We start from the raw sequence: 11,754 nt of genomic DNA, 5'->3' as shown, positions 1-11,754 counted from the left end.
GCACCAGCTCCGGCGTCGTTGCGCTCCTCCTGATCGGCGTCATGATGTTTCTCCCGACGAATTTCATGATCCGGTCGCCTGGCCCAGTGTTTAACACTCTTGGCGAGGACAACGGGCACGATGTGGTCTCCATCAAGGGAGCCCAGTCATACCCTTCGGAGAGCGTCTTGGATCTGTTGACCATTTACGTCCAGGGTGGCGGGCAGAACCGAATCACCATACCTGTCGTACTTGAAGCATTGGTCAATTCGGCCAAGGATCTAGTTCCTGAAGAAACCATCATTTCTCGTGGTGTCTCTTCGGAAGAGAAGAATGAACAAAATGATTTCATGATGACTTCATCGCAGGACTTGGCTGTGGCAGCGGCTTTGGCCGAGCTGGATCAGGGCTTTACCGAGTGGCTTACGGTCGCTGAGTTCTCCACCGGCACGAATGAAAAAGTGCTTGAGCCCAAGGATCGCCTTCTGAAATTCGAAGGAGAGCAGATCACTTCGCTGGAACAGCTGAAGGAAGAACTGAATTCCCGCGGTGCAGAACCAGCAATCTTGACCGTTGGCAGACCGGATAAGCATGGCGTCTACAGCGACGTAGATGTCACTGTGAACACCAAGGAAGCCGAGAATGGCGAACGCCAGTTGGGTGTCTTCCTGGGCAACGAATACGAGTTCCCTATCGATGTGAGCTTCGGGTTGGAAAATGTTGGCGGTCCCAGCGCCGGCATGATGTTTGCCTTGGCGATCATTGACCGCCTGACGGAAGGCTCATTGGCGGGAGACCACCACATCGCAGGTACCGGTGAGATTTCAGCCGATGGCAAGGTCGGTCCAATCGGTGGAATCGCCCAGAAGATGGTGGCGGCGAAGAATGCCGGAGCAACCGTCTTCTTGGCCCCAGCCGACAACTGCGCTGAAGCCATAGGGCGTATTCCTGCCGGACTGGATGTCATCAAGGTTGCAACCCTGTCAGAAGCTCGCCAGGCATTGGAGAAGATCGCCGCAGGTGAAGACCCGGCGACTTTCACGACATGCGAATAGATTTAGCCGGGCATCAAGGGAAGAATGTGATGCAAGGAAACCAGTCTCGTACACAACGCCCGTACAAGAATTAGGTACACGAGTTCTCTTGTTGGGAACAACGGGAAGAACCCAAAGTAAGGAATAGATAGTGTCTTTCGGATCGGATAGTCCGTTCGGGGGTCCGCCGCGGCCCCAAGAACCACAACGACCTTCCAACCCTTCGGGCAAGAAAGCCTCGCCGCTGACCCTGACCATCTTCGCGGTGGTCATTCTCGTCGCAGTCTTCGTTTTCTTGTCGAATTTCTACGCTGATATCCTCTGGTTCAACCAGCTGGGTTTCTCCGAGGTCTACTGGACTGAGCGGATCTCCAAATTAGTGATCTTCCTGATCGCTTTGGTGCTGATGGCGGTTCCAATGTGGTTCTCGATGCGCAGTGCCTACAAGCACCGCCCTGTCTATGCGCCAAACTCGACCCGACCTGATTCCATGTCGCGCTACCAGGCCCAGCTGGAACCAGTCCGCCGATTCCTGATGGTTGGCATTCCATTGGTGATCGGCATTTTCGCTGCCGTTGCCGTGGCCGGACAGTGGCAGACCATCTTGCTGTTCTTCAACCAGGTCGGTTTCGGTAGCACTGACCCCCAGTTCAACATGGATCTGGGCTTCTTCGTTTTCTCCCTTCCATTCATCGCACTGGTCAACGGCTTCCTGATCTCGGTCGTGCTGCTCAGCGGCGTGGCTGGTCTGCTGACCCACTACCTCTACGGCGGAATCCGCGTTGAAGAGCGTGGCGGCATAACCGTTGGCAAGGCCGCTCGGGTGCACACCGCAGTTGTTGTCGGAGTCTTCTTGATCTTCCAGGCTGTGAACTTCTGGATCGGCCAGTACGAGACCCTCACCGACCAGTCCGGCCGTGTCGCCGGTGCACTGTACAAGGATGTCCACGCTGTCATCCCTGCACAGATGATTCTGGCCATTGTGGCAGTCCTTATCGCCATCACCTTCGTGATTGCGGCAATCAACGGTCGCTGGCGTTTGCCATTGATCGGCACCGCCATGCTGGTAGCAACGATGATCGTTGCCAGCGGCGTCTACCCGTTCCTGATCCAGCAGTACAAGGTGGTCCCTTCCCAAAGGGCGTTGGAGAGCGACTATATTGAGCGCAACATCGAAATGACGCGCTTGGCTTTCGGTCTCGACGATGTCGAAGTTACTGACTACGATGCGAAGATCTCGACTGAGAAGAATGCGCTGGCCGAGGAAACCTCAACCACCGCGAATATCCGCCTGCTGGATCCAAACCTGGTTTCGGCTGCTTTCGCGCAGCTGCAGCAGTTCCGCGGCTACTACACCTTCGCCGAGACCCTTAACGTCGACCGTTACGAGATCGACGGCAAGGTGGAAGATACCGTTATTGCCGCCCGTGAAGTGAACGTGGACCCAACCGACACGTGGGTGAACCAGCACATCAACTACACCCATGGCTACGGCCTGGTGGCTGCCTACGGTAACCGCGTGGCTGCCGGTGGTCGTCCGGACTTCATGCTCGGTGGCATCCCGACCTCCGGTGATTTGATTACCGACGAGGATTACGAGCCGCGGATCTACTTCGGTGAGAATTCTCCGTCCTACTCCATTGTCGGCGGGCCGGATGAGGGATGGACCGACCAGGAACTTGACCGTCCAGGTACCGGTGGCGAGAACCAAGACACCCGCTATACCTTCCAGGGCGATGGCGGTCCGAACGTTGGCAACATGTTCAACCGCTTGGTCTACGCACTGAAGTTCGCCTCCACTGACCTCTTGCTCTCACAGAACGTCAATAGCGAATCGCAGATCCTCTACGATCGTGATCCTCGCGATCGCGTGAGCAAGGTTGCTCCGTACCTGACGCTGGATTCCCAGGCGTACCCTGCCATCATTGATGGCCGCGTGCAGTGGATCATCGATGGCTACACCACCTCCAACGACTTCCCGTATTCGCAGCAGCAGCAATTGGACTCGGCAGTGACCGACTCGCTGACTAATGCGCAGGACCTGTCTTTGACCGGCCGCGTGAACTACCTGCGCAACTCGGTGAAGGCCACCGTCGACGCCTATGACGGAACGGTCAAGCTTTACGCCTGGGACACCGAAGACCCGATCCTGCAGTCCTGGCAGAAGGTCTTCCCTACGGCATTGAACCCGTTGGATGACATGTCGGCTGAGTTGATGGAGCACGTACGTTACCCTGAGGACATGTTCAAGGTGCAGCGCGAAGTGCTAACCACCTACCACGTGGACAACCCGGACGCGTTCTACGAGTCCAACGACGCGTGGGCTGTGCCGGATGATCCGACCTCATCCGCCGCTGGCGTGAAGCAGCCGCCATACTTCATGTCCTTGAAGATGCCGACCCAGGATGAAGCGTCGTTCTCGCTGACCTCGACGTTTATCCCTGCTGCCGCGGCCAACGGCCAGCAGCGCAACGTGCTCTTCGGCTTCCTTTCGGCCAACGCCGATGCCGGCTCCGAACCTGGGGCGAAGGCCGAAGACTACGGCAAGCTGCGCCTGCTCGAGCTGCCACGAGATACTGCGGTTCCTGGCCCAGGCCAAGCACAGCAGAACTTCGATACCAACACACGCGTGACCACTGAATTGAACCTGCTGCGTCAGGGTGCTTCGGAGGTCAAGAACGGCAACCTGCTGTCGCTGCCAGTTGGCGGCGGTATCCTCTACGTTCAGCCGGTCTACGTTCAGTCCTCGGGACAGACCAGCTACCCGACCTTGCGTAAGGTCCTGGTTTCCTTCGGCGACAAGGTTGGCTTCGCCGATACCTTGGCTGAAGCACTGGATGAGGTCTTCGGCGGTGAGTCCGGTGCAGTGACTGGTGAGACCGAAGGCGTTACGCCAGAGGATGATCCAAAGGGCGAGAAGGAACCAACCAAGACTGATACCCAGAAGCTCTCCGAAGCTCTGGCTGATGCGAATGAAGCCATCAAGAATGGCCAGGAAGCGCTGGCCAAGAGTGACTTCGGAGCCTACGGCGAATCGCAGAAGCAGTTGGAGGATGCCTTGACCCGCGCGATGGACGCAGATGCGGCCATCAACGGCACCGAGGTTGACGGGGATGTGAAACTGGACGACGGACAAAATCAGGACGCAGCCCAATCGCCAGCACCCCAGGACGGTGCTGAAGGCTAAGCACTAGCATCAGCTGACCGATTTGCTTTCACTCCGCGATGATGCAAGAATTGTCTAGTCATCGCGGGGTGGAGCAGTTCGGTAGCTCGCCGGGCTCATAACCCGGAGGTCGCAAGTTCAAATCTTGCCCCCGCCACGAATGGCAAAATGGAGATCCTAACGGATCTCCATTTTGCGTTAATCTGCAAGTTGCCCGTTGCCGGATCAGTACCCGTGAATTGATGCGGGAACTGCCGTCAACCCATGTACGGGAAGGGGGCGGTCGCCGGCATATGTGTAAGTTGGGGCCGAAGGCTGACGCAGTTCCAGGCCTACCGCAGGGCCCCGGGCGCTGGAAGGCCCGAGAATCTTCCCCTGAGCGGGCTAGGGTGATCGCAGCAGACTCTCAGGCACCTTGTGGCGACGGGCTACCCGCCGGAGTGTGCAATCATGCGGCGGAAGACCCCTGGGGTCTTTGAAACCCGGGTAACGCCGGGCCGAGGCATCTGGATATAACCAAAGGATAATTCGGATCAGGTCGGACATTTAGGCGTAGTGCGATTAAGGACACTCTTTTCGATTCGCTATTGAGTTCACCAGTTGGTAATGTTGTATTTACCGACGCGGGGTGGAGCAGTTCGGTAGCTCGCCGGGCTCATAACCCGGAGGTCAGAGGTTCAAATCCTCTCCCCGCCACGAAAGTGGAAACGGAGATCCGGAAGGGTCTCCGTTTTTGGTTTAACCGGACTTCTCAGGCCTGCGCCAATGGGCGACCGTGGCGTTTATTTTGGGCTATAGGCAATAAAGTGTGTCTGACCCGGGCGTGTTCCCGGGCCAGACAACCTTAAAACCCTGCTCTAGTAGATATTCCTCATCCACTCACTGCGAATGAATTGCCCATCCTCAGTGCTGGCGCCAGTGCCATAAAGCTCCGGGCCGATTGGTGCTTCATCAACTATGTGCTGCGCCTTCTTCTTCGCTTCGGGAGTGTAATGCTCCGGGCGCAACAGTGTCCGCAAGGCCGGGTGGTTCCCGTCATCCGCATGCGTCCAGCAGAACCACTCGCACGCCCGCCGGCGATGCTCAATGGGCATCCCTCGGTGATAGAAAATCATGGCCCGGATGCCGGAGTTCACCGCACCTTCAATCATGTTCGTCGTCGCGTTGATCCCCAAGCCGTTCAGATCTGTATCCAGGTAGGTGAACAGGTGCCCGCGTCGCAGGGCGTTATTCATGGACTCGTAGGCGCTGCGTAGCCGATCGTGGGTGTACCACCACTTGCGGTTGCGTCGCAGGCCCCGCGGCCAGGCACCGGACCAGTCAGCAGCGTAGGTGCGTTCATTGATCAGCTCGTGGTTTTCGGCATGCCACGCAGCGAAGGCGGCAATCCATTCTGCTGCGGCTTCCTGCGTCCGGATTTTCGTGAGTTTCAGGCTCAATCGACGTAATGACTTCCCTGCAGGCAAACGCGGATTCAGGGTCAGGTAGGTGCGCACGTTGCGCTGGATATGCACCAAGCAGCGTTGAATTTTCACGTTCGGCCAGAACTCTTTGAGCGCTTTCATCAGGCCTGATCCGCCGTCGGTCACCACGACTTTCGGTCCGGGGAAATGCTGCAGCAACACGGTCCAGGCCTCGGCTTTTTCGCGGTCGCACCACTGCCATCCGATGACACGTCCGTGAGCGATGGCGATCAGCAGGCACCAGCCGTGGCGCAGATAGATGCCGTCGACTTGGATCTCGTCGAAGACTTCGCCGGTGTGATGCAGGTAGGGGTGCACGTTCCAGCACCAAGCGGTCTGATGCCGGAAGGTGCGGCCGGTTCCGCCGCCGAATTCGGCTTGGGAATGTTTGCTCATCAGCCAGGTGACGAAGCCGGTGAGTTGGTTGCGGGCGGTGGTGTCTTCGCGTTTGAAAACGGTGCTGGCATTGCAGGTGATGCAGCGCCAGCGCTGGGTTCCTTTGGAGGTGGTTCCGTTTTTCTTCAGTCGGGAATGACAGATAATACAAGTATGGGATTGTCCAGTAAGCTTCACACTTATGGATTCAATACCCATGTGAACCTTGATCCTGCCCCGGCTGTCCGGGGCAGGATCAGGTTTTCAGACACACTTTATTGCCTATAGCCCTTTATTTTTATTCAAGCTCGCCGGATGGGTCTGAAAAGCTTTCCCTTCATCCGGGGGAGAGCCTGTGCAGAGTTGGGCGGTTGCCCCCGCTTCGCGAGCCGGGGGTGTCCTGGTGATGCAATGCACTATCCCAGGATTGGCCAAGTCATTCACTGATTGGTAATGTTGTATTTACCGACGCGGGGTGGAGCAGTTCGGTAGCTCGCCGGGCTCATAACCCGGAGGTCAGAGGTTCAAATCCTCTCCCCGCCACGAAAGTGGAAACGGAGATCCGGAAGGGTCTCCGTTTTTGGTTTAATTGGATTTCTCAGGACGGCGCCAACGGGTGAGCGTGGCCAAGCGCCAGTAGGCACATGATCGACTTCCCGATGGGGGAGCAACTAATATGTCCGCATTCACTGGGCCGAGGCGGACAGGCAGCGGACCCATGGCGTTGATTTTGTTTCGAGCCCGCCGGATGGTCCTGAAAAGCTTTCCCTTGACCCTGTGGAGATGCCGTGGGGAGTGGGGCGATTTCCCCGCTTCATGAGCCAGGGGTCTCTTGGTGACGCAATGCACTATCCCAGGATTGGCCAAGTCATTCACTGATTGGTAATGTTGTATTTACCGACGCGGGGTGGAGCAGTTCGGTAGCTCGCCGGGCTCATAACCCGGAGGTCAGAGGTTCAAATCCTCTCCCCGCCACGAAAGTGGAAGCGGAGATCCGGAAGGGTCTCCGCTTTTGGTTTAAGCATTAAAGAAGTTGGCTGGCAATGCTTTCGCACTGCCAGCCAATTGACACAGTTCAGAGAGCAGAAAGTTTAGCTCTCCAAAGCATCGGTTTGTTTGGCCTTCAGAGCGGCCAGACGGGCTTCCACCTCGGTCTGCTCACCCAGATCTTCCAGAGACTCGAACTGGGAGTCCAGGCTTGATGCCTGCAATTCTGCAGCACCGCGAACGCGGGCTTCTTCGCGACGAACCTTTTCTTCGAAGCGACCAATTTCGCTGGACGGATCCATGATGTTCACGGACTTGATGGCTTCATTGACCTGGTTTTGAGCGTGTGCCGACTTGGAACGGGCGACCAGCTCGTCGCGCTTGCTTGCCAGTTCGGTACGCTTTTCCTTCATCATGTTCAAGCCGCTTTTGAGCTTGTCCACGATCTCGCGTTGCGAAGCGATCGTCGGCTCGGCGGTCTTCATCTCGGACTCGGCCTGCATCTGGCGCTGGATGGCGACCTTAGCCAAGTTGTCGAACTTCGAGGCATCATCGGCATTGCCTGCAACACGGAACTCTTCTGCCTTGTTGGATGCTGCCAGAGCCTTGTTGCCCCACTCGGAAGCTGCCTGCTCGTCTTCGCGGAAGTCGTCTTCCAGCATGCGCAAGTTGCCGATGGTCTGGGCAATCGCCTGCTCTGCTTCAGCAATATTGTCGTTGTAGTCGCGCACCATCTGATCCATCATTTTCTGGGGATCTTCAGCTGAGTCGAGCATTGCATTGATATTGGCCTTGGCCAACTGGGAAATGCGTCCGAAGATTGACTGCTTGATCATGGTTGGACCTTTCTGTCCGTCAAGAAAACACTATGAACTTGAAACCTTCTGGTGAAACTGGTCCGGCAAGCTAGAAGTTGCCGCCTCCTCCGCCTCCGAAGTCACCTCCTCCAAAGCCGCCTCCGCCGCCGCCGAAGCCACCGAAGCCGCCCCCGCCAAAGAAACCTCCACCGTCGCCGCCATCGGAATGACCGCCATGGCCTCCGCCGCCGAGGATGGTATTGATCAGGATGCCTCCGAGCATCGCGCCACCGATGCCATCAAACATCCCGCCCCCGCGGCCACGGCCGTAGTTCCCGTAACCGCGCGAGTCGCCGAAGCCGTCGAATCCGCTGACGTCGCTTTCGGCCATCTGCGCAGCTTGGTCAGCTAGCTGAATGGCACGCTGTGCGGAACCTACAGCACGCAGCGGATCGCTGCCAGAAAGCGAGCGCGCCTCATCGAAGGTGCGCTGCGCCTCAGCAAGGCGGGTTCGAGCTGAAGAGCGGACGCCGCCGCGACGGGCACGGATGTAATCGTCGGTACCGCTGATGCGCGACGCTGCGGTGTGCAGCAACGAATCCAGTTGTGCACGGGCTGATTGTTCCTGCTGAGCCTGGTTACGCGTACTTGAAAGAGCTTCTGAAAGCGGGCGAACGGACTCATCGAGCTGGGTGATCAAAGCCAGCGGGTTGTATTTGCCGCTGCTCAGTGCTTGCTTGGTATTCGCCAGAGTGCTTTCGACACCGGCCGCGGCGCTGGAAAGGCGGGGATTTGCTCCGTTGCCAACGAAGGCGTTCGCTTGAGCCAGGTCGCGTTCGGCCAGCGCGATTGCGGACTTCAAGTCTTGCTGGGCCTGCCCCAAGGCTTCGCCAGCCTTGTTGATGGCCTTGAGCAGCACATCGGCCTGGTCGTGGGCTTCTTCCGCATTCTGGATCAAGATCGCGGCATTGGATCGGTCAGTGGCCAGTTTCTCTGATGCCTGCTTCAAGGCGGAAGAAGCAAAGGTCAGGCGCTCGGCGGCCTGGTCGGCGTTGTCCTTGATCTGCGATACTGCGCTGGCGTCATATTGGCCGGCAAGGCGTTCCAAGTCTGCCACGCGGGCCGACAGCCTCTGGTTGAGCGGTTCCTGGTTCGCCGATACCTCAGTAATGCGATCCTCGGCATTCTGCTCCAGCTGGCGCAATTGCTTGAACTCGTCAGCATGGGCCTGCAGGGAACTGTTGACCTTCTTGCAACGGTCGATGATTTCATTCAACCATGAACGCTGATCTTGCTCGGTATCGGGGATATCGTCATCCAACTGCTGCTGCAGGCGGAAAGATTCAGTCAGGTGGTTCTTGGCTTGTTCAATATCCTCCACATAGACCTGGACAGCCTGCTTGCCGTATTGTGCTTCGGCGAAGCCCAATTCTTGCTGCGAAGAACGGATCGAGTCATCTGCAGCCACCAGCAATTGGTCTGCCTGCAAACGGAGCTTGTCCAGGGGGACCAGTTGCTGCTGCGGAGCAGGGGCGCCGTACTGTCCTGGGTGTTGGCCTTGGCTCTGGCCGAGTTGCGCGGTCTTCTTCTTGCTGCGCCGTGAAAGGAAAAGGAACCCAACCACAGCAACGGCACCAATGGCCAGTACGACGGTTAGGAAACCACCGCCAGAGGATGAACCATCTGGGCTGCCTCCACCTTCAACGCTGCGCATGCCAGCGATGGCCCCCTCGACTGCACCGGCCCAGTTTTTCTCACTGAGTGCCGGGCTGATTTGGCTGCTGTAGATTTCAGTATCGGCTTTGGCAATCGGACCGCCTTCGGCGCCAGCAAAATATGCTTGGCGGGTCTCGGTTGCCACCACCAGGATGGAGTCAGCGCTGCCCAAACCCTTTTGGTTGGCAACTTCGGCGGCCCATTGATCTGCCTGGTCTGGGTTGGAGAACTCGTCGACGAATATCGCAAACAGGTTTAGTCCGGTATTGCTGCGAAGTTCCTTAATTTCGGATTCCAAACGCGTTTCGTCGGAGCCGAGCACGCCTGAAGAATCGACGACGAAGTCGCCAGGTGGAATCGTTACAGGCGATTCAGCCATCGCAGGTGCCGATAAGCCGAAAGAGGCTACCGTTGCCAATATTGCTCCAGCAATCAGCCGTCGAGCTTTCATACGCATGTCTTGTTCCCCACCTGAAATGCATCAGTCAATCTAAAATCGGGAGAATCCCGATCTGGTGATCCCCGAGATTGGGTTCACACTTATGATTGATTCTATTTGCCCTAATGAACAACGTCTACGACATTCAGCTGGCAGAATAGTTAACTCACAGCCGGTGCTCAGACACCACAATTCGATGCCACAGACCAGAGTTGGATAATAGAACTCAAGAGATTCGACAGTTCGAAAGAGGCAAGCCATGAGCCAGACACCGAATGAGCCACGTGGGAACGATGCGGGCGATTCAGCAGAGCCAATTAACGACACCAATAACGACCCAATTGCTTCGGCCGAACCTACGGTGCGCTACCCGCGAGTGAATCAGGCTCCAAGCGCCAGCGAGAATCCAACCAGCGTTTACCCCGCGCCGTCCGTTGAAAGAACGCAGAACGCGGCCCACTCCCACGGACAGCATTCCGACGCCCAGCAAGTCCAGAACGGCTCTCCCTACGGTTCCCCTTACGGCCCTCCGTCCAACGAGCCTGCGAATTACCCGATCCCGCCCGAGAAGCCTTCCAAGGACAAGAAGTCCTTCTCTGGCAGCACGCTCATCGCCGGAATGATTGCCGCGGCCTTGGTAGGTGGCGTCACTGCCGCTGGCACGACCTACCTGATGAATGACGACGCGGGGTCTTCCTCGGTGAGCAGTTCGCCGCGTGAGGGCGTGGTGATCAACAACCCGGACAAGGTCACCGAAGTCACCGCCGCTGCCGCCAAGGCAAGCCCAAGCGTGGTGACCATCGAGGTTTCCGGCAACGGTTCTGGCGGTTCCGGATCGGGCATCGTCATGGACGACAAGGGCAATATTCTGACCAACACCCACGTGGTTACCCTGGGTGGCGAAGTTGCCAATCCCAAAATTTCGGTCCAGATGAACGACGGTTCGGTGCATAGTGCCACCGTGGTAGGCACAGATCCTCTATCGGACCTGGCAGTCATCAATATCCCGGCCGACGGCCTGGTGCCTGCCGCCGTGGGTTCCTCGGCCGAGCTGAATGTCGGGGATACCGCTGTCGCCATCGGCGCACCGCTGGGTCTAAGCGGCACCGTCACCGACGGCATCATTTCCACCTTGAACCGCACCATCTCCATCGCTTCTTCGGCCGTTCCGAAGGAAAGCGACCAGAGCGAGGGCGGGGATGGCAACCAATTCAACTTCCAATTCCCGGGACAGGAACAAGAGCAGCAGCGTTCAAGCGGTTCGATCTACGTAAACGTCATCCAGACTGACGCGGCGATCAACCACGGCAATTCCGGCGGCGCATTGGTCAACGCCAATGGTGAAATCATTGGTGTCAACGTTGCTATTGCCTCGGCAGGCAACAGTGAAGAAGGCGGATCGATTGGCGTTGGCTTCGCGATCCCTATCGACTACGCAAAGCGTGTTGCCCAGGAACTGATCGATAACGGCGTGGCTACCCACGGTCTGCTCGGAGCCACGGTGACCCCGCAGGGCGCAGCTGGATCGAACCAGCAGAACGCTTCGGCGTTCTCGGTGGGTGCCCGCGTTGTTGAAATTAGCCCTGACTCGGCAGCTGATAAGGCCGGTCTGAAGTCCGGTGACGTGATCACCGGCGTCAACGGCCGTGCAGTCCAGGACTCGCAGACCGTGACCGCGGCCATCCGCGAGATTCCAGCCGGGGGAGAAGTGGAAATCAGCTACCTTCGCAATGGCAAGGAACAGACCGCAACAGCAACTGTCGGAGCGCTGTCAAATAACTAAACAAATCGTCATGAT

Annotated in this window: 6 protein-coding genes and 4 tRNA genes; 7 read left to right on the top strand and 3 right to left on the bottom strand. The window is 57.6% G+C overall.

The window, feature by feature from the left end; translation table 11 throughout:
* Positions 1-86 precede the first annotated feature (86 nt).
* The 4 genes from CQ012_RS04570 to CQ012_RS04555 all read left to right on the top strand — a co-directional run bounded on the left by CQ012_RS04570 (position 87) and on the right by CQ012_RS04555 (position 4,875).
* The gene (locus CQ012_RS04570) at positions 87-1,034 is read left to right on the top strand and encodes a YlbL family protein (protein ID WP_181149012.1); all 948 of its coding nucleotides are present in this window, start codon (positions 87-89) and stop codon (positions 1,032-1,034) included.
* Positions 1,035-1,164: 130 nt separating this feature from the next.
* The gene (locus CQ012_RS04565) at positions 1,165-4,200 is read left to right on the top strand and encodes a UPF0182 family membrane protein (RefSeq protein ID WP_105657496.1); all 3,036 of its coding nucleotides are present in this window, start codon (positions 1,165-1,167) and stop codon (positions 4,198-4,200) included.
* Between the two features lie 62 nt (positions 4,201-4,262).
* Positions 4,263-4,336: transfer RNA gene (locus tag CQ012_RS04560), tRNA-Met, on the top strand.
* Positions 4,337-4,801: 465 nt separating this feature from the next.
* Positions 4,802-4,875: transfer RNA gene (locus CQ012_RS04555), tRNA-Met, on the top strand.
* Positions 4,876-5,036: 161 nt separating this feature from the next.
* Here CQ012_RS04555 and CQ012_RS04550 read toward each other — a convergent pair.
* A complete protein-coding gene (locus tag CQ012_RS04550) occupies positions 5,037-6,236 on the bottom strand; it encodes an IS1249 family transposase (protein WP_105661502.1) in 1,200 nt (399 codons plus the stop codon).
* Between the two features lie 250 nt (positions 6,237-6,486).
* Between CQ012_RS04550 and CQ012_RS04545 the strand changes: the two genes are divergently transcribed.
* Both CQ012_RS04545 and CQ012_RS04540 read left to right on the top strand, forming a co-directional pair.
* Positions 6,487-6,560, top strand: a tRNA-Met gene (locus tag CQ012_RS04545).
* A 358-nt stretch (positions 6,561-6,918) separates the two neighbouring features.
* Positions 6,919-6,992 (top strand) — tRNA-Met (locus CQ012_RS04540).
* A 116-nt stretch (positions 6,993-7,108) separates the two neighbouring features.
* Here CQ012_RS04540 and CQ012_RS04535 read toward each other — a convergent pair.
* Entirely contained in the window at positions 7,109-7,840 is a 732-nt protein-coding gene (locus CQ012_RS04535) for a PspA/IM30 family protein (protein ID WP_105656844.1), read from the bottom strand.
* Positions 7,841-7,910: 70 nt separating this feature from the next.
* Positions 7,911-9,896 (bottom strand): TPM domain-containing protein, encoded by a 1,986-nt coding sequence (locus CQ012_RS04530; protein WP_181148806.1) that lies wholly within the window; start codon positions 9,894-9,896, stop codon positions 7,911-7,913.
* A gap of 319 nt (positions 9,897-10,215) precedes the next feature.
* Here CQ012_RS04530 and CQ012_RS04525 point away from each other — a divergent pair, with 319 nt between their 5' ends.
* The gene (locus tag CQ012_RS04525; RefSeq protein WP_105661501.1) at positions 10,216-11,739 is read left to right on the top strand and encodes a S1C family serine protease; all 1,524 of its coding nucleotides are present in this window, start codon (positions 10,216-10,218) and stop codon (positions 11,737-11,739) included.
* Positions 11,740-11,754: the final 15 nt, after the last annotated feature.

The sequence above is a fragment of the Arthrobacter sp. MYb214 genome (assembly GCF_002979865.1).
Lineage (GTDB): Bacteria > Actinomycetota > Actinomycetes > Actinomycetales > Micrococcaceae > Glutamicibacter.
Note: the sequence above shows the minus strand (reverse complement) of the source record. Positions and strands in the feature narration are given on the sequence as shown.

What these genes read in the sequence shown, in the direction of transcription:
- CQ012_RS04550 (WP_105661502.1), bottom strand. Translation starts at nt 6,236, where the DNA reads ATGGGTATTGAATCCATAAGTGTGAAGCTTACTGGACAATCCCATACT.
- CQ012_RS04535 (WP_105656844.1), bottom strand. Translation starts at nt 7,840, where the DNA reads ATGATCAAGCAGTCAATCTTCGGACGCATTTCCCAGTTGGCCAAGGCC.
- CQ012_RS04530 (WP_181148806.1), bottom strand. Translation starts at nt 9,896, where the DNA reads ATGGCTGAATCGCCTGTAACGATTCCACCTGGCGACTTCGTCGTCGAT.
- CQ012_RS04525 (WP_105661501.1), top strand. Translation starts at nt 10,216, where the DNA reads ATGAGCCAGACACCGAATGAGCCACGTGGGAACGATGCGGGCGATTCA.